Origin of the sequence: Variovorax sp. J22G73, from assembly GCF_030317035.1 — a bacterium.
GTDB lineage: Bacteria > Pseudomonadota > Gammaproteobacteria > Burkholderiales > Burkholderiaceae_C > Variovorax.
This window is the reverse complement of the sequence record NZ_JASZYK010000006.1, coordinates 176,760-200,448: the sequence shown is the minus strand read 5'-3', so window position 1 is coordinate 200,448 and position 23,689 is coordinate 176,760. Positions and strand designations below refer to the sequence as shown.

The window sequence follows — 23,689 nt, the reverse complement described above, 5'->3', positions numbered from 1 at the left end:
CGATGAATTCGTCCCTGATGCCTTGCTCCCTCCCCTTCCGGGGGAGGGTTGGGGTGGGGGCACGCGGCGATCGAGCTCGCGCGATGTCGTGGGGCCGTCGGCCCTCACCCTAGCCCTCTCCCGCGAGCGGGAGAGGGGACAACACAGAGCCCTGCTGCGCTGAATTCGTCCCTGATGCCTTGCCCCCTCTCCCGCTTGCGGGAGAGGGTTGGGGTGAGGGTCAGCGGCAACGAAGACCGCGTGATGTCGTGAGGCCGTCGGCCCTCACCCTGGCCGTCTCCCGCAAGCGGAAGAGGGAACCCATCCTCAAACCACTGTGCCGCTCACCTCGCCCAGCCCGATGCGCACCGCGCCCGCACGCTCGCAGTACCCGCGGATCACCAGCGTGTCCCCGTCCTCCAGGAACGCGCGCTTCTCGCCGTTGGGCAGCGTGATCGGCTGCTTGCCGCCTTGCGTCAGCTCGATCAGCGAACCCGCTTCATCGGGCTTCGGCCCCGACAGCGTGCCCGAGCCCAGCAGGTCGCCGGGCTGCAGGTTGCAGCCGTTCACCGTGTGGTGCGCGATGAGCTGCGCGGCCGTCCAGTAGGCGGCTTCGGTCGTGTTGCCGCGCGTCAGGCGCGCGGGCGCTTCGCCGGCTGCGCGCATCTTCGCGGTCTGCAGCAGCACCTCGAGCGTGATGTCGAGCGCGCCGCTCTCGCGGTTGGCTGCCGAGTCGAGGTAGGGCAGCGGCTGCGGGTCGCCGGCGGGCCGCTCGAACTTCGCGCGGAAGGGCGCCAGCGCCTCGGTCGTCACGATCCACGGCGACAGCGTGCTGGCGAAGCTCTTCGACAGGAACGGGCCCAGCGGCTGGTATTCCCAGGCCTGCACGTCGCGCGCCGACCAGTCGTTGAGCAACGTCACGCCGAACAGGTGGTCCTCGGCCTCGCCGATGGCGATGGGCTCGCCCAGCGCATTGCCGCGCGCCACCACGAAGCCCAGCTCCAGCTCGTAGTCCAGCCGCTTCGACGGGCCGAAGCTCGGCTCCGCGGCATCGGGCGCCTTGGTCTGGCCCTGCGGGCGCTTGAACACCTGGCCGCTCACGCGAATGGACGACGCCCGCCCGTGGTAGCCGATGGGCACCCACTTGTAGTTGGGCATCAGCGGCTGGTCGGGGCGGAACAGCTTGCCGATGGTGGTCGCGTGGTGGATGCCGGTGTAGAAGTCGGTGTAGTCGCCGATGCGGCAGGGCACGGTCATCTCGGCCGCGGCCTGCGCCAGCAGCGCCTTCGACCACGCGGCCTGCTTGTCGCTGCCTTCGGCCAGGCCGGCGGAAATCGACGCGCGCAGGGCCTGGCGGTCTTTCACGCTGACGCTCATCAGCGCGTTCATGTCGTCGGTGTCGACCAGCCCGGCGGCCTTCAGGTCGAGCACCTGGTCGCCGATGGCCACGCCGATGCGAAAGGCCTCCTGGCTGCCCGCGGCGCGGAAGCGGCCGAAGGGCAGGTTCTGGATCGGGAAGTCGGTGCCGGCTTCGTTGGCCGAGGCGACCCAGCTGCGCAGCTTCGGGTCATGGGTGGCGTTGAGTGCGGTCATGGATGTCTTTCGTTGAGTCTGTTCAATCGGCGGTCATGCCGGCCTTCTTGGCGACGTCGCCCAGGCGCTTGTATTCGGTCTCGGTGAGCGTGGCGAGTTCTTGCGCCGTGGAGCCGCGCGGCGAGAAGCCGGCCTGCTGCAGCTTGGCCTTCACGTCGGGCATGGCCAGGGCTTCGACGAAGGCCTCGTTCAGCGCCTTCACGATGGGGGCCGGCAGCTTCGCCGGGCCGTACACGCCGAACCACGGGTCCAGCGCGTAGCCCTTGAGCCCGGCTTCGGCCATGGTCGGCACGTCGGGCAGCGAGGGCGAGCGCGCGGGGCCCGCCACCGCCAGCGCGCGCAGCTTGCCGGACTGGATGTGCGGCAGCGACGCCGGCAGGTTGTCGAACATCACGCCGATGTTGTTGCCCAGCATGTCGGTGATGGCCGGGCCGCTCCCCTTGTAGGCCACGTGCACGAGCTCGGTGCCGGTCATCTGCGCGAACATCACGCCGGCCAGGTTCATCGAGGTGCCGGCGCCCGCGGTGGCGTAGGGCATGCCGGGGTTCTTCTTGGCGGCCGCAACCAGCTCGGGCACGGTCTTGATGGGCGACACCGCCGGCACTTCGAGCACGATGGTCGAGGTGCCCAGCAGGCTGATGGCGGTGAAGTCCTTGCGCGGGTCGAAGGCCATCGACTTGTAGATGTGCGGGTTCAGCGCGTTGGTCGAGATGGCGCCGAAGCCGATGGTGTAGCCGTCGGGCGCGGCCTTGGCCACGGCGTCCATGCCGATGTTGCCGCCCGCGCCGCCGCGGTTGTCGATGAGCACCGGCTGGCCCAGCTTCTCCGACACCTTCTGGCCCACCGTGCGCGCCACCAGGTCGGTGGTGCCGCCGGGCGAGTAGGGCACGACGAAGCGGATGGGCTTGCTCGGGTAGTCCGCCGCGTGCGCGAGCAAAGGCGCCGCGAAGGGCGCGGCGAGCAGGGCGACGGCCGCGGCGCGGCGGGTCAGGGTGAATGCGTTCTTCATGCTTTGAATTGATCTTTCAGGCCGGCCCAGCAGTCGGCGTAGTCGGTGTCGAGCGCGCTGCTCTGCAGCGCGAAGTGGGTGGGAATGAAGCGGTAGCGGCTCTCGAACATGAAGGCCAGCGTGTTGTCCAGCTTGTGCGGCTTCAGGTCGGCGTGGGTGGCCTTGTCGAAGGCTTCCTCGTCGGGCCCGTGCGGCACCATGCAGTTGTGCAGGCTCGCGCCGCCGGGCTTGAAGCCGCCCGGCTTGGCGTCGTACTCGCCCAGCACCAGCCCCATGAACTCGCTCATGAGGTTGCGGTGGAACCATGGCGGGCGGAAGGTGTTCTCCATGACCATCCAGCGCGGCGGGAAGATCACGAAGTCGCAGTTGGCGGTGCCGGGCGTGTCGCTGGGCGAGGTCAGCACGGTGAAGATCGACGGATCGGGGTGGTCGAAGCTGATCGAGCCGATCACCATGAAGTGCGCCGTGTCGTACTTCACCGGCGCGAGGTTGCCGTGCCAGGCCACCACGTTGAAGGGCGACTGGCTGGCGGGCGCCTTCCAGAAGCGGCCGCCGAATTTCTTGACGAGCTCGTAGGCGCCTTCTTCCGATTCGAAGGCCGCCACCGGCGCCTGGAAGTCGCGCGCGTTGGCCAGGCCGTTCGAGCCGATCGGGCCCAGCTCGGGCAGGCGGAAATGCGCGCCGTAGTTCTCGCACACGTAGCCGCGCGAAGGCCCCGCGCCAGCGTCCGAGTCCGGCAGCGCCACCTTGAAGGCCATGCCACGCGGCAGCAGCGCGATTTCGCCCGGCTTCACGTCGAGCACGCCCAGCTCGGTGGTGATCACCAGGCGGCCCTGCTGCGGCACCACCAGCATCTCGCCGTCGGCGTTGACGAAGGCGCGGCGTTCCATCGAGCGGCCGGCCAGGTACATCAGCGAGCCGATGCCCACCTGCGACTCGGCATCGCCGTTGGCCGCGATGGTGTGCATGCCGTCGATGAAGTCGACCTCGGCGGCGCCGTCCAGCGGCTGCGGGTGCCAGCGCAGGGGCTCGGGCGGCAGCGCGATCTCGCGGTCGGCACCGGTGCTCCAGTGCGCCTGCGCGTACGGCTGGTAGCGCCCCGACACCACCGAGGGCTGGCGGCGGTACAGCCAGGTGCGGCGGTTCTCGTGGCGCGGCGCGGTGAAGGCGGTGCCCGAGATCAGCTCGGTGTACAGGTCGAAGGGGCCACGCTGCGGGTTGTTGCGGCCCTGGGGCAGGGCGCCGGGCACGGCCTCGGAGGCGTACTCGTTGCCGAAGCCGCTCTGGTAGCGGCGCTCGGCGGCGGGGGGTGCTTGGGTCATGGTGTTCTCTTTCGAAAATCGCGATGAGGTTGGAATGCCGAGGAATGTGGTCGGCGTGTTCAGCCGGCGCGTGCGGCCTCGAAGGCCTCGCGCAGCACGGCCAGCGAGCCGACGTGGTTGGCCAGCACCAGCACGAGCCGCGCGTTGAAGGCGTGGCTCTCTTCGGTGGTCAGGCCCTGGTGCGCCTCGATGAGCGCCTCGTAGAAGTCGTCGGGCGCTTCGAGGTTGGGCGTGGTGGTCAGTTGCATCGTGGTCATGCGATTGCCTTTGTGTTTGCCTTCGCCAGCGCGCGGTCCAGCGCCGCGCGAACGTCCGTTGCCGTGGGGTGCCGCCAGCGCGCGCACACGTGCTGGTCGGGCCGCAGCAGGTAGACGGTACCGGGTTGCGCGTCGTAGCGCTGCACGGCGAGTTCGGCGCCGGGGCCGGAGCCTTCCACGCGCACGATGTGCAGCGGCAGGTCGGCGCCCTGCAGCGCCTGCAGGCTGCGCTCGGCCGCTTCGCCCTGGCCGAACACGAGCGCGGTGAAGCGTTCGACGTGGCACTCGCGCAGCAGCCAGCCGGTGGCGCCGTCGGCGCGCGCCACGGGCGCATCGGCCGCGGCGGCGCCCGGCACCATCGCGCCGGTGAATGCATCGGCGTCGGCATCGGCGGTGTTCAGCGGCGAGTCGCGCAGCACCGTGGCCACCGACAGCCGCCCGCTGTTGACCAGCGTGCGCGCGAAGGCGTGGCGCTTCGTCAGCTCGAGCACCGCGTCGCGGAACAGCCGGCTCACCTCGCTCTTGGGCGTGATGAAGTCGGTGGCGCGCGTGGAGTTGCGGATGTTCTCGTCGGCCGCGTATTCGCGCTCGCTGGCGTAGCTGTCGAGCAGCGCGTCGGGCGCCTGGCCCTGCACCACCGCGGCGAGTTTCCAGGCGAGGTTGTCCGCGTCCTGCACGCCCGAGTTGGCGCCGCGCGCGCCGAAGGGCGACACGCCGTGCGCCGAGTCGCCCGCGAACAGCACGCGGCCGTGGCGAAAGCGCTCCATGCGCTGGCATGCGAAGGTGTACACGCTGGCCCAGCCGATCTGGAACTGCACGCCCTCGAAGCCGATGCTGTCGAGCAGCGCGCGCACGCGCGGCGTGATGTTCTCGGGCTTGCGCTCTTCCACCGGGTCGGCGTCCCAGCCGAGCTGGAAGTCGATGCGCCACATGCCGTCGGCCTGCTTGTGCAGCAGCACGCTCTGGCCGGGGTGGAACGAGGGGTCGAACCAGAAGCGGCGCTCGGTGGGCAGCTGCGCGTCCATGGTGATGTCGGCGATCAGGAAGCGGTCGCGGAACACGCGGCCTTTCGCTTCCTGGCCCAGCAGCTGGCGCAGGTTGGAGCGCGAGCCGTCGCAGGCGGCCACGTAGCCGGCCGCCAGTTGATGGCTGCCGTCGGGTGTCTCGACCGTGAGCACGGCACAGTCGCCTTGCTGTTCGATGCCGGTCACCTTGTGGTTCCAGCGCAGGTCGATCAGCGGCAGCGCCGCCGCGCGCTCCACCAGGTAGCCCTCGACGTAGTACTGCTGCAGGTTGATGAAGGCCGGGCGCTCGTGGCCGGGCTCGGGCAGCAGGTCGAAGCGGAACACCTGCTCGTCGTGGAAGAACACCTTGCCCACGTTCCACGACACGCCCTTGTCGACCATGCGGTCGCCGCAGCCCAGGCGGTCGAACACCTCGAGCGTGCGCTTGGCGAAGCAGATGGCGCGCGAACCGCTGGACAGGGTGTTGTCGTTGTCCAGCAGCACCACCGGCACCTGGCGCAGCGCCAGGTCGATGGCCAGCGTGAGGCCCACGGGGCCGGCGCCGACCACCACCACCGGGTGTCGTGCGGGCGCGGACGCGGGGGCGTCCTGGTCGGCGTGGCGCTTGTAGTCGAAGCGCAGGCTCTGGTAGTCGATCACGTGCTTGTCTCCGTGTCTTGTCGTCTTCTTGCTTTGTCTCTTTTGACTTGCTCCTTCCCCCGCTGGGGGAAGGTCGGAATGGGGGCAAGCGGCGTTCACTTCGGGCGCTCTGCCTGCCCCCACCCCAGCCCTCCCCCAGCGGGGGAGGGAGCAATGCGCGCGCTCAGCCCTCCAGGGCCTTCCACATGTCGATGTCGCGCTGCGCCGTCCACACGCGCGGGTCCGCATGGCCCGAGGCCTCGTCGTACGCGCGGCTCACGTCGAAGGGCATGCAGTGGTCGAAGATCACCCACTGGCTGTACTTGGGCTTGAGCTTCTCGTAGGTGTCCTTGTAGACCGCGTTCAGGTCGCGCCCGGCCTTCACGCCCTCCTGCACGCTGGCGTACACGTCGGAGATGAAGTCGCGCGTGCCGCTCAGGCCTTCGGCCACGGCCTCGGGCGTGGTCAGCGCGGCACCGCGGCCGGGCACCAGCGCGGCGGGCTTCAGCGCGGCGATGTTGTCCAGCGTTTGCGGCCAGTCCTTGAAGTAGGCGTCGCCGGCGTACGGCGTGGCACCGAACTCGACCAGGTCGCCCGACAGCAGCGTGCGCTCCTGCGGCAGCCACACCACCGTGTCGCCCTTGGTGTGGCCGCGGCCCAGCTGGATGAGCTGCACCTCGAGCTTGCCCAGCCACAGCGTCATCTTGCCGGTGAAGGTCATGGTGGGCCAGGTCAGGCCCGGGGGCACCGTTTCCACGTTTTGGAACAGGCGCGGGAAGCGGCCGATTTCGCTGGCCTTGTCTTCCTCGCCGCGCTCCACGATCAGGTCGCGCGTGTCCTGGCTGGCCAGGATGTGGCCTTCGCCCGGCGCGAAGTAGCCCGCAGCGCCCAGCACGCGCACCGCGTGGTAGTGCGTGAGCACCACGTACTTGATGGGCTTGTCGGTCACTTCGCGAATGCGGCGCACCACGTCGGCCGCCATGGCGGGCGTGGCCTGGGTGTCGGCCACCAGCACGCAGTCGTCGCCGATGACGATGCCGGTGTTCGGGTCGCCTTCGGCGGTGTAGGCCCAGGCGTGCTCCGAGATCTGGCTGAAGGTGACCTTCTTTTCTTCCATGTCGGCCTGGCTGGCGAATTTCTTGGCTTGGCTCATCGTTGTCTCCGGTGGTCGTGGGGATGAATGCGGGGTTGGATGCGGGGTTGGATGCGGGGTCGAAACTAATTCGTCTAAGGCGAACGAATTTGCTGTGAACGAATTTTGGCAGTGTAAGCGTCGGATCAGTTAATGTCTAATCCCTTCTTCATGAACGAACGATCGGCGGGCCATGGCAGCCAATGACACCGACCGCGCCCAGCGCGGCATCCAGAGCATCGAAGTCGGCGGACAGCTGCTGCGCGCGCTGGTGCACCACGGCCGGCCGATGGCGCTGAAAGACCTCGCGCGCGAGGCCGACATGACGCCCGCCAAGGCGCACCCGTACATGGTCAGCTTCGGCCGGCTGGGCCTCATCGAGCAGGACCGCGCCAGCGGCCACTATCTGCTCGGCCCGCTCGCCTTGCAACTGGGCCTCATCAGCCTGCAGCAGGCCGACCCGGTGCACATCGCCACCCCGCTGATCGGTCAGCTGGCCCAGCAGCTCGGCCACACCGTGGCGCTGGCCGTGTGGGGCGCGCGCGGCGCGACCATCGTGCGCACGGCCGAGTCGCCGTCGCCGGTGCACGTGAACATGCGCCACGGCACGGTGTTCTCGCTGACGCACACCGCCTCGGGCCGGGTGTTCGCCACCTACCTCGACGCTGGCGTGGTGCGCCAGCTGCTCGACGAGGAGCGCCAGCGCCAGAAGCAGCGCAAGGGCGCCGAGCCCGCGGCCCCGGCCGGCATGCCGCCGGTGCAGCCGCTGCCCTCGTGGAGCGACTTCGAGCGCCAGCTGCAAGAGGTGCGCGACCATGGCATCAGCCGCTCCGACGGCGAGGTCATCGAAGGCGTGAGCGCCATGGCCGCGCCCGTGTTCGACCACACCGGCGCCATCGTGCTGGCCGTGACCGCCATCGGCCCGGCCGGCATCTTCAATACCGCGTGGGACGGCGAGATTGCCCGCGCGCTCAAGGCCTGCGCGGACACGGTGTCGCAACGGCTGGGCGCCAGCGTTGCGACGCCCGCGAACAGCCCCAGATCAGACAGATGACGCCAGCTTCCGCATCCGCACCCGACCTTTCTTCTTCCCTGCATGCCGCGGCCCAGCTGCTGGGCAACGCCCGGCGCATCGTCGTCTTCTCGGGCGCCGGCCTGTCGCGCGCCTCCGGCATTCCGACCTACCGCGACGCCGACGGCCTGTGGAAGAGCCAGAACGCCCTGCAGTTCTCGCACGCCGAAGACCTGCAGCGCGACCCCTCGGGCTTCACCAGGTTCTGGGCGCAGCGGCTGTCGGTGATCGAGTCGGCCCAGCCCAACCCGGGCCACGCCGCGCTGGCGCAGCTGCAGCGGCTGCGTCCGGCCACGCGGCTGGTGACGCAGAACGTCGACGGCCTGCTCACGCTGGCCGGCGGGCAGGACGTGCTCGAGCTGCACGGCTCGCTGCGCCGCTGGCGCTGCGACCACTGCGGCAACCGCAGCGGCCCGTGGCCCTTTCACCGCTGCCTGCGCTGCGGCTCGCATGCGCGCCCCGACGTGGTGATGTTCGGCGAGATGCTCAACGCCGGCGTGCTGCTCGACGCGCAGGTGGCGGCGCAGGAGTGCGACCTGTTCGTGGTGGTCGGCAGCACCACCATCGTCTACCCCGCGGCCGAACTGCCGCAGACCGCGCTGGCGCATGGCGCCAAGCTGGTCACGCTCAACCTGGAGCCGCTGCCGCACCTGGACGATGCGGCGTCGGTGGTGCTGCGCGGTGCTTCGGAAGAGTTGCTGCCGAAGCTGCTGGCCGGGCTGGGCTGAAAAGAACAGGGCCGAGCTGGACAGGGCCGGGGGCCTCAGCCCTTCTTGCCGCCCAGCAGCACCAGCGCCCCGCCCACCACGATCGCGGCCACGCCGGCCCAGGCCGGAATGGCGACGGTCTGCTTCTCTTTCAGCGAGAACTCCAGCGGGCCGAGCTTGGCCTCGTGGGTTTCCTTGGTGAAGCTGAAGCTGCCCACGCCGATGGCCGCGATGCCGGCCACGATCAACAGGATGCCGACGATGCGAGTGACGTTCATGGGATCGCTCCTGTGCGTTGACCGGTGGCTGGAAGCGGTCGCCTACTGCCGGGGCGCCGCGGCCTGCTGTTGCTGCAGCTGGTCGACCCACTGAACCAGCTCGCCCGAGGCGGTGTCGCTGGCCGCGATCAGCGCCTTCACGCCGCCGGGCGCATCGGCGCTGGTGGCGGGGCTGCGCACGGTGAAGGTTCGCTGGCCCAGCACGCGGTCGCCGCCGGCGGTGCCGCGGATGAGCGTGGCGCGCAGGCGCACCAGGCCCACGCTGGCGCTGGCCGAATCGAAGTAGTGGCTGAACTCGTCGAGCGAGATGCGCAGCGTGTCGGGCACCTCGCCCTTGCCGCGCGCGATGGTGGCGCTTTCTTCCGGGCCGAGCACCATGCGGCGCGCGGCCAGCGCGTCGCGCAGACGCTGGCGCAGCAGCTGCGCGGGCGGCTGGCTCCAGCGCGACTGGCCGTACGGGCGAAGCTCGTTGGCGTCGGCGTAGCCCAGGCGGTACAGGATCTGCGTGCCGTCCAGGCGCGAGTTGCTCTCGAACTCGGCCAGCGCCAGCGTGGGCAGTGTGGCGACCGCGGGCGCGGCGGCCGGAGCCGTCATGCCGGGGCCGAAGTCGTACAGCGTGGCGCGCGCGGGCTTGTCGGGCAGCGCGCCGCAGCCGGCGGCCAGCAGGGCGGCGCCGAGCGCCAGCGCGGCGAAGGCCGTGTGTACAAAGGCCGGCAGGGCGGTCCGGGACCGGGCGGTGGTGTTCAGGTTCTTGGTCATGCGCTTGGCCTCCCTCAGCGGTTCGCGGCGGCCGGCGCGCTGAAGCCCGGCTCGCCCGGGCCCGCGGCCGCGCCGCCGTTGCCGAACAGCAGCGATTGCGGGTTGTCGTTGATGCTGTCCGCCGCCCGGCCCAGCCGGCGCACGGCGTGCGAGGTGTCGTCGGCCACGCGGTTCACGCGCGGCAGGGTGGCGGCGTTGAACGAGTCGACCGCCTGCGCCAGCGCCTTGGTGCCGTCGCTCAGGCGCTCGACCGGGCCGTCGGGCGCGTTCAGCCGGCCCACGGTGGTGTTGAAGTTGTTGGCCACGCGCGAGACGTCGCCGGCCGCCTTCTTCACCGAGGCCATGGTGTCGGGCAGCCTGGTGAGCACCGGGTTCAGGCCGGTCTTCACCGTGGTGTCCAGCGTCTTGAGCAGCGTGTTGGCGCTGGCCGAGGCGGCCGCGATGTTCTCCAGCGCATCGGCCGCGCGCTTCTGGTTGGGGTCGCTCAGCAGCTGGTTGGCGCGCTTGGTCACCTCTTCGACCTGGTTGATGATGGCCTCGCCGCGGTCCTGCAGCTGCGCCAGCATCGAGGGCTTCAGCGGAATGCGCGGCGGGTCGTCGTTGTCGGGCTTGAGCACCACGCTCGACTCGCCCTTGTCGTCCAGCGCGATGAAGGCCAGGCCGGTCACGCCCTGGTAGCTCAGCGTGGCGAAGCTGGAGGCGGTGAGCGGCACGCGCTCGTCGACCGTGATGCGCACGCGCACGTTGCCCTTCACCTTGGGGTCGAAGTCGATCGAGGTCACCTTGCCCACCGCGATGCCGCGGTAGCGCACCATGGCCTGCGGCTGCAGGCCGCTGACGGCCTCGCGCGTGGACAGCTCATACACGTTGCGCACGGTGTTGTCTCGCGTGAACCAGATCACCAGCGCGACGAGCGCGGCGACCAGGCCGAGCACGAAGGCGCCGGCGGCGAAAGCGTGGGCCTTGTTTTCCATGGGGGTGTCCTGCCTTTCAGGGCTTCAGCGGTCCGCCTGCGCGGCGGGTTGCCGGGAAGCGACGGGGGAAGCGACGGGGGAAGTGGTCGCGGTCGTGTCGGCGGGCCTGTCGTGCAGCGCCTCGAGTGCGCGCTGGCCGCGCCCGCCGAGAAAGTATTCGTGGATGAAGGGGTGCGGGTACGCGATGACCTCGCGCGCCGCGCCGGTGACGATCACCTTCTGGTCGGCCAGCACCGCGATGCGGGTGCTCAGGTCGAACAGCGTGTCCAGGTCGTGCGTCACCATCACCACCGTCAGCCCCAGCTCGCGGTGCAGGCCGCGCAGCAGGTCGCAGAAGCTGTCCGAAGCCTCGGGGTCCAGGCCGGCCGTGGGTTCGTCCAGCAGCAGCAGCGGCGGGTCCATGATGAGCGCGCGCGCCAGCGCCACGCGCTTGATCATGCCGCCCGACAGGTCCGACGGGCTCTTGTTGGCGTGCTGCGGGCCCAGGCCCACCATCTGCAGCTTCACCAGCGCCGCGTGGCGGATGAGCTCGTCGGGCAGCAGCTTCAGCTCGCGCAGCGGAAAGGCGATGTTCTCCAGCACGCTGAAGGCCGAGAACAGCGCCCCGTGCTGAAACAGCATGCCCACGTTGGCCGCGCCCGAGGCGCTGAGCTCGCCGGGCTCCTGGCCCAGCACCTCGACCGTGCCGCGCGTGGGCTTCTCCAGCCCGAGGATCTGGCGCAGCAGCACCGTCTTGCCCGTGCCCGAGCCGCCCACCAGCGACAGCACCTCGCCGCGGTCGATGTGCAGCTGCAGGTCGCGGTGCACCACTTGCTCGCCGTCGGCGTTCCTGAACACGGTCCACAGGTTGCGGATGTCCACCACGGTGGTGTTGGTGTCGGGGCGCACGGGCATGCTCATGGCGTCATCCCCGGAACCCGATGCCCTTGAAGAGCACGGCGAACAAGGCGTCCACGAGGATCACCGCGGTGATCGAGGTCACCACCGACGACGTGGTGCCGCGCCCCAGGCTCTCGGTGTTGGGCTTGACCTTCATGCCGAAGTAGCAGCCGATCAGCGCGATGAGCACGCCGAACACCGCCGACTTGGCCATGGCCAGCCACAGGTTCGAGATGGGCACCGCGCGCGGCAGCGCCGAGAGAAAGTAGGCCGGTGAAATGTCCAGCGCCGCGTCGGCCGCCAGCATGCCGCCGGCCAGCGCCGCCATCGAGGTCCACAGGCTGATGAGCGGCATCGCGATGGCCAGCGCCAGCACCCGCGGCATCACCAGCCGGAAGCCGTGCGGAATGCCCATGACGCGCATGGCGTCGAGCTCTTCGGTGACGCGCATCACGCCGATCTGCGCGGTGATGGCCGAGCCCGAGCGCCCGGCGATGAGCACCGCCGCCAGCACCGGCCCGAGCTCGCGCACCAGCGACAGCCCGAGGATGTTCACCACGAAGGTCTCGGCGCCGTACTGGCGCAGCTGCTGCGAGATCAGGTAGGCCAGCACCACGCCGATCAGCAGCCCGACCAGCGCCGTGATGTGCAGCGCCGTGGCGCCGAACTGGTACAGGTGCCCCGAGAAGTCGCGCCACGGCCCGCGGTGCGGCGCCTTGATGAGCCGGCCCACGTCGATGGCCAGCTGCCCGATCAGCTCGGTCAGGTCGCGCATCACGTACATGGCGCGCGGCCCGTTGTGCGAGAACGCGCGCACGCGGTCGATCAGCGTGGGGGCGGGTTCGTCGGGCGTGGCGACGGTGTATTGCGCCACCTGGTCGAGCACCGCCTTGTGCTGCGGCTCCATTTCCAGCGTGGCGGGCCACTGGTGGCGCCAGTGCTCCCACAGCAGCTGCGCGCCGATGTGGTCGAGCTGCTCGACGGGGCGCAGGTCCCAGGCGCGGTCGTCGGCGGCGGGGGCGGCCTCGAGGCTCTTCGACAGCGCCGTCCACGCCGGCTTGGACGACATGCCCAGCGCGGTCCAGCGGCCGCTGGCCACCGTCCACTGCCGGCCTTCCTGTTCACGCTGCCCGACGCGGGGCCACGCGCTGTCGGCGGCTGAAGCGTCGGCAGGCGATGTGGCAGGGGACATAGGGCGAATGAGGGGAAAGTAAACAAAAAGCGGGGGTTGGGCGCATCGTAACCGGGTGCATCCGTGAGTCTTATGTCACAGACCCTTCGTGTGCGTAGGGCACGACGCCGTTTGTTCAGGTTTTCTTCAGGTAACGCTGCTTACGAAATCATGCCGCGAAGCCGTCCGCCAGCGTGGCGCGCAGCCAGCCCACGAACGCCGTCACCGCCTGCGGCACATGCGTGGCGTAGGGCCGTATCGCGTACAGCCGCTCGCCGAAGGCGCCCACCGATCGCCATTGCGGCAGCACCTCCACCAGCTTGCCCGACTGCAGCGCCGACTGCGCGCTGAAGTCGGGCACCAGCGCAATGCCCAGCCCCGTGGCGGCCGCGTCCCGCAACGCTTCGCTGTTGTTGGCGACCAGCGGGCCCGACACCGGCACCGTGATGCGGGGGGCGGTGGGTTTGCTGGTGGCCTTGCCCGCCGATTTACCGGTGGATCGACCAGTGGTTTTCGGCGACGGCTTTCGCGCCTCGAAGTGCCAGGTCGGCGTGTCCTGCGCGCGCGGGTAGTGCAGGCAGTCGTGCCCGGCCAGCGCCTGCGGCTCGCGCGGCGTGCCGCGGCGGCGCAGGTAGGCGCGGCTGGCCACCAGCAGCGAGCGGGTTTCGCACAGCGTCCAGGCCACGTGCGTGTCGGGCGGCGCCGCCGTGTGGCGAATGGCCAGGTCGAAGCCTTCCATGGCCAGCGAGCTCAGCCGGTCCGACAGGTCCAGCTCGATGCGGATCTCGGGGTGCGCGCGCAGGAAGTCGGCCAGCCGCGGCACCAGCTGCTGGCGCGCGAAGGCCACCGGCGCCGTGACGCGCACCAGCCCGCGCGGCACGCCCGCCAGGTCGCGCACGCCGGCGAAGCTGTGGGCAATCTGCTCGAAGGGCCCGCGCATGTCTTCCACCAGCCGCTGGCCGGCCTCGGTGAGCCGCACGCTGCGCGTGGTGCGCTGCACCAACGGCGCCTCCGCGGCCCGCTCGAGCTCGGCGATGCGCTGGCTCATGGCGGCCTTGCTCACGCCCAGGCGCAGCGCCGCGGCCGTGAAGCTGCCCTGCTGGGCCAGCACCGTGAGCCAGTGCAGGTGCGTCCACAGCGCCTCGATATTTTGGGGTTTCATGCTTGCATTGTTCAGCAGAGTGAACAATAAGTTCAAGCCTCGTGGCTAGGCGCGGGCCGTGCCGCTGCCTAAACTGGCCACATCCTCCCCGACATCCTCCCGACGTCCCCCTGACAGCAACGCCCTTCAAGGCCCTCTTCATGTCCACCACCTCCATCGACCACTTCATCGCCGGCAAGCCCGCCGCCAACACCTCCGGCCGCACGCAGGACGTGACCAACCCCGCCACCGGCGCCGTCACCGGCAAGGCCGGCCTGGCCGATGCCGCGCAGGTCGGCGCCGCCGTGGCCGCCGCGCAGGCCGCCTTCCCGGCCTGGGCCGACACCCCGCCGATCCGCCGCGCGCGCGTCATGTTCAAGTTCCTGCAGCTGCTCAACGAGCACAAGGACGAGCTGGCCCACCTCATCACCGCCGAGCACGGCAAGGTCTTCACCGACGCGCAGGGCGAGGTCAGCCGCGGCATCGACATCGTCGAGTTCGCCTGCGGCATTCCGCAGCTGCTCAAGGGCGACTTCACCGACCAGGTGAGCACCGGCATCGACAACTGGACCCTGCGCCAGCCCCTGGGCGTGGTCGCCGGCATCACGCCGTTCAACTTCCCGGTGATGGTGCCGATGTGGATGTTCCCGGTGGCCATCGCCGCGGGCAACACCTTCGTGCTCAAGCCCAGCCCGACCGACCCGAGCGCCTCGCTGCGCATGGCCGAGCTGCTGAAGGAAGCCGGCCTGCCCGACGGCGTGTTCAACGTGGTGCAGGGCGACAAGGTCGCCGTCGACGCGCTGCTCGAGCACCCGGATGTGAAGGCCATCAGCTTCGTGGGCTCCACGCCCATCGCCAACTACATCTACGAAACCGGCGCCCGCCACGGCAAGCGCGTGCAGGCCCTGGGCGGCGCGAAGAACCACATGGTGGTGCTGCCCGACGCCGACATCGACCAGACCGTGGACGCGCTCATCGGCGCGGGCTACGGCTCGGCCGGCGAACGCTGCATGGCGATCAGCGTGGCGGTGCTGGTGGGCGACGTGGCCGACAAGATCATTCCCAAGCTCGTCGAGCGCACCAAGACCCTGCAGGTGCTCAACGGCACCAACCTGGCCGCAGAGATGGGCCCGATCGTCACGCGCGCCGCGCACGAGCGCATCACCGGCTACATCGACCAGGGCGTGAAGGAAGGCGCCACGCTGCTGGTCGACGGCCGCGGCTTCGACGCCAGCAAGGCCGGCGAAGGCTGCGGCGACGGCTTCTGGATGGGCGGCACGCTGTTCGACAACGTCACGCCCGAGATGCGCATCTACAAGGAAGAAATCTTCGGCCCGGTGCTCGGCTGCGTGCGCGTGGCGAACTTCAAGGACGCCGTCGACCTCGTCAACGCGCACGAGTTCGGCAACGGCGTGAGCTGCTTCACCCGCGACGGCAACGTGGCGCGCGAGTTCAGCCGCCGCATCCAGGTGGGCATGGTCGGCATCAACGTGCCGATTCCGGTGCCCATGGCCTGGCACGGCTTCGGCGGCTGGAAGCGCTCGCTGTTCGGCGACATGCATGCCTACGGCGAAGAGGGCGTGCGCTTCTATACCAAGCAGAAGTCGGTCATGCAGCGCTGGCCCGAGAGCATCGGCAAGGGCGCCGAGTTCGTGATGCCCACCGCCAAGTAAGGCGACCCGCGCGGCCCCGGCCCGGACCCCTCCGGCGCCGGGTTTCCTCACTCCTCCAGTTCTGAATTTTTTCTTTCGTAGAGTTCGCGATGAACAGTTAGAAACCTGGACGCCTTTCACGTCCAATTCCAGAACACCCAGAGAGGAGCGAGGAGACAAATGGCCGAGAACCACCCCCGGAGGATCTTTCCCCTGCCAGCCCGCGGCGCACTGCTGCGCGTGCTGGCATCGGCCGTGGCGTGCGCGTCGGCACTGGCGGCCGGGCCGCTGCATGCGGCGGGCGTGCTCAGCGTCAGCCCGCAGGGCGAGGCGCGCGACGTGCGCCAGGTGGCGGTGCGCTTCGATGCCGACATGGTGCCGCTCGGTCAGGGCCAGGGTGGAGGCGATGGCGCCGAGCCGGCCACCCTTCAATGTTCCCCGCAGACACCTGAAGGCCGCGCGCGCTGGATCGGCCCGCGCGCCTGGGCCTTCGAGTTCGCGGCGGACGTGCGCGCCGGCACGCGCTGCAATGTCGTGTTCAAGCCGGGGCTCAAGACATTGGCGGGCGATGCCGTGGCCACGCCGCCGGCGGCGGGCTTCGTCGCGGGGCCGTACGGGTTCTTCGCCTCCTATCCGTCCGAGGGCGCCGAAGTGGCGCCCGACCAGGTCTTTCTGCTGCAGCACCACGACCCGCAGCCGGGCGCCGACGCGCGCACCCTGGCGGCCGGCTTCACCTGCGAGCAGCGCGCCGGCGACAAGGTGCTGAGCCAGCCTGCCGTGGCCGTGACCGGTGCCGCGCTCGATGCCGCGCGCCGTGCGGTGCCCGGCATGCAGGACGTGCGCTTCGCGCTGGCCCTGCGCTGCGCCCAGCCCGTGCCCGAAGGCGCCGAACTGCGGCTGCGCCAGGCGCCCGTGGGCACGGCGCAGCCGCGGCTCTTCAACTACCGGGTGCGCCCGGCTTTCACGGCGCGGGTCGACTGCACCATCGTCAACTACCCGAAGGGGCACCAGGCCTGCGATCCGCGCCAGCCGCCCGTCATCGAGTTTTCCGCGCCGGTGGACGTGCAGGTCGCGCAGCAGTTGCGCCTCGTGAATGCATCGGGCGCCGAGGTGGCGCTGAAGCCCTCGCCCCTGTGGAACAACGTCGCGCAGGCCACGCAGGTGCTGGTGGTGCCGCCCGCCGGCGGCTTCGGCGAAGACAGCCGCTACACACTGCAGATGCCGTCGGGCTTGAGCGACATGCTCGGCCGGCGGCTGGCCAATGGCGGCGAGTTTCCGAAGGCGGTGCAGTTCGCGCGCCTGCCGCCGTACCTGGGCCCGGTGAATTCGCTGTCGGTCATGCCGTGGCGACCCGGCGCCAGCTCCCCCGCTGTCGCCGCCTTCGCCGTGCGCCGCACCGAAAAATCGGTGCCGCTGCGGCAATGGCGGCTCGGCGGCGAGATGGGCGAGGGCATCGAGGTCCGCGCCATCGAGTTGCTGCAGGTTCGGCAGGCGGGGCAGGCGGGGCAGGCGGGGCAGGCGGGGCAGGAGTCTCCCGAGCCGCTCGCCGCCAAGTTCGGCACGCCGTCCACGTCGACGCTCGCCACGCGCGGCGACGCGATGGAGTTCGTCGGTGCGCCGCTGGCCGCGCCCGGCCTGCACGTGGTGCGCGCCGACAGCGATGCCTTCGCCGAGTACATGGACAACCGCAAGCCGCTGCCAGGCGAAACGCCCGACACCGGACCACGCCAGCGCTATGCGGTCGTGCAGGCGACCAACCTCAACCCCGGCGCCAGCCTCAGCGATACGGGCGCCTCGGTGGTGTGGGTGACCGCCCTCGACAGCGCGCAGCCCGTGGCCGGTGCCGACGTGGCGGTCTATTCGTGCACGCGCGAACTGCTGTGGCGCGGCAAGAGCGATGGCCAGGGCCTCGCGCAGCCGGGCGAGGCCTTGCGCGGCAAGCTGGCGTGCAACGAAGGCACGGCGAACCTCGCGCAGCGGCGCCACGGTGGCTATGGCGGCCATGGCGGCTATGGCAACAGTGCCTGGGTGGTCGTGCGCGCGGGCCAGGACATGGCGGTGATGCAGGCGTCGGCGGGCTGGAACAGCTACGGCATGGCGCGCGGCGCGCGGAGCCTGCGCGCCCACACCGTGCTCGACCGCACCCTGTTCAAGGCCGGCGAAACCGTCCACATGCAACACGTGGTGCGGCTGCTGGAAAGCCGCGGCTTCGCGCTGCCGCCGGCGGGCACGCTCGACGTCGACATCCGCTACCAGTACAGCGACAAGGTGAACACCGCCAGCGTGCCGCTGGGCACCGACGGCAGCGCGGCCAGCGAGTGGACGATTCCGCTCGATGCCAGGCTCGGCGCGTACACCGTGCTGGTGTCGCAAGGCGGCATGCAGCTGGCGAGCGCGCAGTTCCAGGTCGAGGAGTTCCGCACGCCGGTGTTCGATGCCGCGCTGCAGGCCAAGGCGTTCTGGGAGCGCGACGTGCAGGTGGCGCAGCTCGACGCGCGCCTGGGCTACTTCGCCGGTGGCGCCGCGGCGGGCCTGCCCGTGAGCGTGCAGCAGGGCTGGCTGCGCACGGTGCGCAGTCCGCGCGCGGGGTATTCGTTCTATGAGGAAGGCATCGACGCCGAGCCGGCCCCGCCACCCGACATGCGGGCCGGCATGCCGCGCCAGGAGACGCGGCTCGACGGCAACGGCAAGGCGCAGGTTCGCCTGAAGGCGCCGCCGCTCGCGCGGCCGTGGCTGCTGCAGACCGAGTTGAAGTTCCAGGACCCGAACGGCGAGACCCAGACCGTCGGCGCCACCGCCATGCTGTGGCCCGACCGCATGAAGCTCGGCCTGCGCCTGCGCGCGAAGGACCGCGACCGGCCGCAGGCCATCGAAGGCATCGCGCTCGACGACAAGGACCAGCCGGTGGCCGACGAGCCGGTGACGGTGCGGGTCAAGCCGGTGCGCCGGGAGTGGAACAGCGGCCGCAACCAGGTCATCGATGTCGGCGCCGAGGTGGAGGTGTGCAGCACCCGCACCGATGCGCAGGGCCAGTGGGCGTGCGAGTGGCAACTGCCGCAGCCCGCGGCGGACGCGCAGGGCAACCAGAGCACCCGTGAGGTGCCGTTGCCCGAGCAATGGCTGTTCAGCGCCAGCGCGTCTTCGCTGAAGCACAGCCGCGCCGTCGTGCGCACCGAAATGCTGCAGTACCGCTGGACGCTGGGCTGGCAGGCGGCGGTGGCGCGCGACGTGCTGCAGCTGGAAAGCAAAGAGAGCGGCCTCGTCTTCGGCCCCGGCGAGACCGCCATCGTCGTCGCCCGGCCCGAGCGCCTGCCGGCGAACCTGCTGCTCACCACCGAGCGCGAAGGCGTGCTGGCCGCCAGCGTGCACGCGCTCACCGCGATGACGCAGCGCATTCCGCTGCTGCTGGGCGCGCACTACGCGCCCAACGTGCACCTGTCCGCGCGCTACGTGTACCCGCTGCAGGGGGTGGGCAAGGATGTGGGCAACGACGTGGGCAACGACGCGGGCAACGACGCCCCGCTGTCGAGCACGCAACGCGTCGAGGTCAAGGTGCGCCCCGACGCCTGGACGCTGTCCGTCGGCGTGCGCCCCGTGGCTGCGACGGCGCGGCCGCGCGCGCAGGTGCCGATGGAAGTGGCGGTGCGCGACGCCGCCGGCCAGCCCGTGGCCAACGCGAACGTGACGCTGGCCGCTGTCGACCAGGCCTTGCTGTCGCTCAAGCCCAACCGCACGTGGGCGCTGGCCGCCGCGATGTTCGCTCCGCGTGGCAACGCGGTCAGCGCCACCGCGCTCGATGCGCGCCTGCAGCGGCGCGTGGACGTGGGGCCGCAGCCGCGATACCTGCCGGACGACGAGGCTGCGCGCAGCCGGTTCGGTGCCGTGCCGGGCGTGGCGGCACCTGTGTCGGCCATGGCCCCCGCGCCGTCGGCCGCCAAGGTCGCGGGCGCGAACGTGTCCCAGGCGCCGCCTCCGCGCAGCGACATGTCGTCGCTCATCCTCTGGCGCACCGACCTGCGCACCGACGCCCAGGGCATCGCGCGCGTCTCCGTGCCGCTGAACGACGCGCTCACGCAGTTCCGCATCGTCGCCGTCGCCAGCGCGGGCGAGGCGCAGTTCGGCCAGGGCGAGGCCACGCTCACCAGCACGCAGCCGCTGCAGATCTTCAGCGGCCTGCCCGAGCTGCTGCGCGCGGACGACGCCATCGTGCAGAAGCTGAGCCTGCGCAACACCGGCAAGACGCCGCTGGCCGTGGTGCTGAAGGCAGAGGCCGCGGTCGAGCCCGGCGGCGACTGGCCTGGCGCGCGCGACGTGGTGCCCGCCGACGCGCTGGCCGCGCGCGGCCTGAAGATCGAACGGCGCGTGCAGCTCGCGGCCGGCCAGACGCAGGAGCTGCTGTGGCCCGTCGCCGTGCCCGCCGGCGCGGGCGCGCTGCGCTGGCGCATCAGCGCGCAGGGCGGCGAAGAGCGCGACGCGCTGGAAATCACCCAGCGCGTGGTGCCGGCCTTGCCCGTCACCGTGCGCCAGTCGACCTTGCTCTCGGTGGCCGATGCCGGTGCGGTGCCGGTGGTGCAGCCGCGCGATGCGGCGCCCGTGACCGGCGGCGTGCGCGTCGCGCTGCAGTCCAGCCTGGTCGATGCCGCGCTGGCCGAGTCGATGCGCTGGATGGCGCAGTACCCGTACCTGTGCCTCGAGCAGCAGAGCTCGCGCTTCGTCTCGCTCGACGACCGCGCGGGGTGGGACGCGCTCATGGCCGCGCTGCCGAAGTACATCGACGGCCAGGGCCTGGCGCGCTACTTTCCCGAGGCCACGCTCTCGGGCAGCGAGATGCTCACCGTGCAGCTGCTCGACCTGGCCCGCGCCAAGGACTGGCCCGTGCCCGAGGCGCAACGCGCGCGCATGCTCGATGCGCTCGACGCGCTGCTGCAGGGCCGCCTGGCCGCGCAAGACTGGGCGCCTCGCAACGACCTGGAACCCCGGCAGCTCGCCGCGCAGGCCACGCTGGTGGAGCACGGTCGCGCGAAGATCGTGGTGCGGCCGAAGGCGCTCGACGCGCTCTCGGCGCAGTCGCTGGTCGACTGGTCGCGCACGCTCATGGCCATGCCAGCCGAGGCTGAACGCGACGCCGCGTTGAACGAAGCCGGCGCGCAGCTGCGCAGCCGCTTCGACGTGCAGGGCACGCGCCTGCGCTGGCGCGACGAGTCGGCCCAGCACTGGTGGTGGTTCATGTGGAGCGGCGACAGCACCGCCGCGCGCATGGCGCTGCTGGCGCAGCAATGGGCGCAGACCGATGCCGCCTGGAAGGCCGACGCGCCGCTCATCACCCAGGGCCTGGTGGGCCGCCAGGACGCGGGCCGCTGGAGCACCACCACGGGCAACGCGTGGAGCACCGTGGCGCTGCGCCGCTTCCAGCAGCAGTTCGAGGCCGGGCCGGTCGACGGCGTCACGCATGCCACGCTGGGCCGCGTCACGCGCGACGCGGCGTGGACCGATGCCAGGGCGCCGAGCGTGCTGCTGCCCTGGCCAGCCCAGGGAGCACAGGGCACATTGCAGCTGCGCCACGAAGGCAACGGCAAGCCCTGGGCCACCATCAGCACGCTGGCCGCGGTGCGCAACACGCAGCCCGTGGCCAACGGCCTCGTGGTGCGCCGCACGGTCACGCCGGTGACGCAGAAGCGCAAGGGCCAGTGGTCGGTGGGCGACGTCTACCGCGTGCGGCTCGACCTCGAATCCACCGCCGAGCAGACCTGGGTGGTGGTGCGCGACGCCGTGCCCTCGGGCGCCAGCCAGCTGGGGCGCGGCCTGGGCCGAGAAAGCCAGCTCGCGCAGCGCGGCGAGACCCGCGCGGGCTGGGCCTGGCCCAGCCACATCGAGCGCGCCACCGACAGCTACCAAGCCTACTTTCGCTATGTGCCGCGCGGCAACTGGCAAGTGGAGTACACCGTGCGCCTGAACAACGCGGGCGAGTTCAAGCTGCCGCCGGTGCGCGCCGAGGCCATGTACGCCCCTGAAGTTTTCGGCGAGGGCATTGCCCAGACCATGACCGTCAAACCCTGAGAAAAAAAGATGAGAGACAACGACAACACCTTCGACTACATCATCATCGGCGCGGGCACCGCGGGTTCGCTGATGGCGAACCGGCTGAGCGCCGACAGGAGCAAGCGCGTGCTGCTCATCGAGGCGGGCCGCAAGGACGACTACCACTGGATCCACATTCCGGTGGGCTACCTGTACTGCATCGGCAACCCGCGCACCGACTGGCTCTACAGCACCGAGCCCGACGCCGGCCTCAACGGCCGCGTGCTGCGCTACCCGCGCGGCAAGACGCTGGGCGGCTGCTCGAGCATCAACGGCATGATCTACATGCGCGGCCAGTCGCGCGACTACGAGCACTGGGCCGAGCTCACGGGCGACGACGGCTGGCGCTGGCAGAACGTGCTGCCGGCCTTCAAGAAGCACGAAGACCACTACCTGGGCGCCGACGCGATGCACGGCGCCGGCGGCGAATGGCGCGTCGAAAAGCAGCGCCTGCGCTGGGACATCCTCGATGCCTTCGCCGCGGCGGCGGAGCAGGCGGGCGTGCCGCATTCCACCGACTTCAACCGCGGCAGCAACGAGGGCGTGGGCTACTTCCAGGTCAACCAGAAGAACGGCTGGCGCTGGAACACGGCCAAGGCCTTCCTGCGCCCGACCTGCTATGGCAGGCCCAACTTCGAGCTGTGGACCGGCGCGCAGGTGTCGCGCCTGCTGTTCGAGACCTTGCCCGACGGCACGCGCCGCTGCACCGGCGCCGAGGTGTGGAACGGCACCGAGATGGCCACGGCCACCGCCACGCGCGAGGTGGTGCTGAGCGCGGGCGCCATCGGCTCGCCGCAGATCCTGCAGCTGTCGGGCATCGGCCCGGCCGAGCTGCTGCGCCAGCACGGCATCGACGTGGTGCTCGACGCGCCCGGCGTCGGCGCCAACCTGCAGGACCACCTGCAGATTCGCGCGGTCTACAAGATCGACGGCGCGCCCACGCTCAACGTGATGGCCTCGTCGATGGTGGGCAAGGCCAAGATCGGGCTGGAGTACCTCATGAAGCGCAGCGGTCCCATGAGCATGGCGCCCTCGCAGCTCGGCGCCTTCACGCGCAGCTCGCCCGAGCGCGAATGGCCCAACCTGCAGTACCACGTGCAGCCGCTGTCGCTGGACGCCTTCGGCGATCCGCTGCACGCGTTTCCGGCCTTCACCGCGAGCGTGTGCAACCTCAACCCGACGAGCCGGGGCTCGGTGCGCATCAAGAGCAGGCGCTTCGAAGACGCGCCGGCCATCGCGCCCAACTACCTGAGCACCGACGAAGACCGCAAGGTGGCGGCCGACTCGCTGCGCGTCACGCGCCGCATCGCCGAGCAGCCCGCGCTGGCCAGGTACAAGCCGCAGGAGTGGAAGCCCGGCGTGCAGTACCAGACCGACGAAGACCTGGCGCGGCTGGCCGGCGACATCGCCACCACCATCTTCCACCCGGTGGGCACCACGAAGATGGGCGCCGAGGGCGACCCGATGGCCGTGCTCGACGCGCACCTGCGCGTGCGCGGCGTGAAGGGCCTGCGCGTGGTCGACGCGGGCGCCATGCCCACCATCACCAGCGGCAACACCAACAGCCCCACGTTGATGATGGCGGAGAAGGCCGCGGGCTGGATCCTGGAAGACAACCGCTGAGTCAGGCCCAGAGGTCGTTCGGTCGGGTGCGGTCGCTTTGCGCGTCGCCGGTGTTCACCACGCCGCGCGGCTCCACGAGCAGCACGTGGGCCTCGCTCTGCGCGAACGGCTTGTGCTCGAAGCCCCGGGGCACGACGAACATGTCGCCGGCGCGCAGCGTGACCGCGCCATCGCGAAAGTCGATGCGCAACTCGCCCGCCACGACCAGGAAGGCCTCGTCGGTGTCGGCATGGCTGTGCCACACGAAGTCGCCTTGCAGCTTGGCGATCTTGAACTGGTAGTCGTTCATTTCGGCCACCACGCGCTGCGACCAGTGTTCGTGCAGGCGCGAGAGCTTGTCGGCCAGGTTGACGGCGAGGTAGGGCTTGGGGCCGGGGTTGGAAGCAGGGGTGGGTGTGGTGGTGGGGGTCGATGTCATGG

18 protein-coding genes are annotated in these 23,689 nt (G+C 70.6%); 5 read left to right on the top strand and 13 right to left on the bottom strand.

Annotation, left to right across the window (positions count from 1 at the left end; all coding sequences use genetic code 11):
- Window positions 1-306: 306 nt before the first annotated feature.
- The 6 genes from fahA to QTI51_RS22375 all read right to left on the bottom strand — a co-directional run bounded on the left by fahA (window position 307) and on the right by QTI51_RS22375 (window position 6,956).
- Window positions 307-1,572 (bottom strand): fumarylacetoacetase, encoded by a 1,266-nt coding sequence (fahA, locus tag QTI51_RS22400; protein ID WP_286516212.1) that lies wholly within the window; start codon window positions 1,570-1,572, stop codon window positions 307-309.
- A gap of 22 nt (window positions 1,573-1,594) precedes the next feature.
- A complete protein-coding gene (locus QTI51_RS22395; RefSeq protein WP_116911485.1) occupies window positions 1,595-2,581 on the bottom strand; it encodes a Bug family tripartite tricarboxylate transporter substrate binding protein in 987 nt (328 codons plus the stop codon).
- Window positions 2,578-3,903 (bottom strand): homogentisate 1,2-dioxygenase, encoded by a 1,326-nt coding sequence (hmgA, locus tag QTI51_RS22390; RefSeq protein WP_116911484.1) that lies wholly within the window; start codon window positions 3,901-3,903, stop codon window positions 2,578-2,580. Before hmgA ends, QTI51_RS22395 begins: the two co-directional genes overlap by 4 nt.
- Window positions 3,904-3,962: 59 nt before the next feature.
- The gene (locus tag QTI51_RS22385) at window positions 3,963-4,151 is read right to left on the bottom strand and encodes a DUF2783 domain-containing protein (RefSeq protein WP_116911645.1); all 189 of its coding nucleotides are present in this window, start codon (window positions 4,149-4,151) and stop codon (window positions 3,963-3,965) included.
- 5 nt (window positions 4,152-4,156) lie between these two features.
- Window positions 4,157-5,824, bottom strand: a complete 1,668-nt coding sequence (locus tag QTI51_RS22380; protein ID WP_286516213.1) for an FAD-dependent oxidoreductase — start codon at window positions 5,822-5,824, stop codon at window positions 4,157-4,159.
- A gap of 163 nt (window positions 5,825-5,987) precedes the next feature.
- Window positions 5,988-6,956: an MBL fold metallo-hydrolase gene (locus tag QTI51_RS22375; protein WP_116911482.1), complete on the bottom strand. Its 969-nt coding sequence runs from the start codon at window positions 6,954-6,956 to the stop codon at window positions 5,988-5,990.
- Between the two features lie 172 nt (window positions 6,957-7,128).
- Between QTI51_RS22375 and QTI51_RS22370 the strand changes: the two genes are divergently transcribed.
- Together QTI51_RS22370 and QTI51_RS22365 are read left to right on the top strand one after the other, a co-directional pair.
- Window positions 7,129-7,989 carry an IclR family transcriptional regulator gene (locus QTI51_RS22370; protein ID WP_116911481.1) on the top strand — a complete coding sequence of 287 codons (861 nt, stop codon included), beginning with the start codon at window positions 7,129-7,131 and terminating at the stop codon, window positions 7,987-7,989.
- Window positions 7,986-8,735: an SIR2 family NAD-dependent protein deacylase gene (locus tag QTI51_RS22365; RefSeq protein WP_116911480.1), complete on the top strand. Its 750-nt coding sequence runs from the start codon at window positions 7,986-7,988 to the stop codon at window positions 8,733-8,735. The genes QTI51_RS22370 and QTI51_RS22365 overlap by 4 nt, the downstream gene beginning before the upstream one ends.
- Window positions 8,736-8,770: 35 nt before the next feature.
- Here QTI51_RS22365 and QTI51_RS22360 read toward each other — a convergent pair whose 3' ends face one another.
- From QTI51_RS22360 to QTI51_RS22335, 6 genes are all read right to left on the bottom strand, one after another.
- A complete protein-coding gene (locus QTI51_RS22360; protein ID WP_116911479.1) occupies window positions 8,771-8,992 on the bottom strand; it encodes a hypothetical protein in 222 nt (73 codons plus the stop codon).
- A gap of 42 nt (window positions 8,993-9,034) precedes the next feature.
- The gene (locus QTI51_RS22355) at window positions 9,035-9,751 is read right to left on the bottom strand and encodes an ABC-type transport auxiliary lipoprotein family protein (protein WP_116911478.1); all 717 of its coding nucleotides are present in this window, start codon (window positions 9,749-9,751) and stop codon (window positions 9,035-9,037) included.
- A 14-nt stretch (window positions 9,752-9,765) separates the two neighbouring features.
- Window positions 9,766-10,725 (bottom strand): MlaD family protein, encoded by a 960-nt coding sequence (locus QTI51_RS22350; RefSeq protein ID WP_116911477.1) that lies wholly within the window; start codon window positions 10,723-10,725, stop codon window positions 9,766-9,768.
- A 24-nt stretch (window positions 10,726-10,749) separates the two neighbouring features.
- Window positions 10,750-11,625: an ABC transporter ATP-binding protein gene (locus QTI51_RS22345; protein WP_116911476.1), complete on the bottom strand. Its 876-nt coding sequence runs from the start codon at window positions 11,623-11,625 to the stop codon at window positions 10,750-10,752.
- 4 nt (window positions 11,626-11,629) lie between these two features.
- Complete coding sequence (locus QTI51_RS22340) at window positions 11,630-12,796, bottom strand: MlaE family ABC transporter permease (protein WP_116911475.1); 1,167 nt, start codon at window positions 12,794-12,796, stop codon at window positions 11,630-11,632.
- A gap of 148 nt (window positions 12,797-12,944) precedes the next feature.
- Window positions 12,945-13,937 carry a LysR family transcriptional regulator gene (locus QTI51_RS22335; RefSeq protein WP_116911474.1) on the bottom strand — a complete coding sequence of 331 codons (993 nt, stop codon included), beginning with the start codon at window positions 13,935-13,937 and terminating at the stop codon, window positions 12,945-12,947.
- A gap of 140 nt (window positions 13,938-14,077) precedes the next feature.
- Here QTI51_RS22335 and QTI51_RS22330 point away from each other — a divergent pair, with 140 nt between their 5' ends.
- The 3 genes from QTI51_RS22330 (at window position 14,078) to QTI51_RS22320 (ending at window position 23,269) form a co-directional block, all read left to right on the top strand.
- Window positions 14,078-15,589, top strand: coding sequence for a CoA-acylating methylmalonate-semialdehyde dehydrogenase (locus QTI51_RS22330; RefSeq protein WP_116911473.1), 1,512 nt, complete (start codon window positions 14,078-14,080; stop codon window positions 15,587-15,589).
- A 159-nt stretch (window positions 15,590-15,748) separates the two neighbouring features.
- Window positions 15,749-21,625: an alpha-2-macroglobulin family protein gene (locus QTI51_RS22325; RefSeq protein ID WP_116911472.1), complete on the top strand. Its 5,877-nt coding sequence runs from the start codon at window positions 15,749-15,751 to the stop codon at window positions 21,623-21,625.
- A 9-nt stretch (window positions 21,626-21,634) separates the two neighbouring features.
- The gene (locus QTI51_RS22320; RefSeq protein ID WP_116911471.1) at window positions 21,635-23,269 is read left to right on the top strand and encodes a GMC family oxidoreductase; all 1,635 of its coding nucleotides are present in this window, start codon (window positions 21,635-21,637) and stop codon (window positions 23,267-23,269) included.
- 1 nt (window position 23,270) lies between these two features.
- On the opposite strand, the gene QTI51_RS22315 is transcribed toward QTI51_RS22320, so the two are convergent.
- On the bottom strand, window positions 23,271-23,687 hold the full coding sequence (locus QTI51_RS22315; RefSeq protein WP_116911470.1) for a cupin domain-containing protein: 417 nt from the start codon (window positions 23,685-23,687) through the stop codon (window positions 23,271-23,273).
- Window positions 23,688-23,689 lie beyond the last annotated feature (2 nt).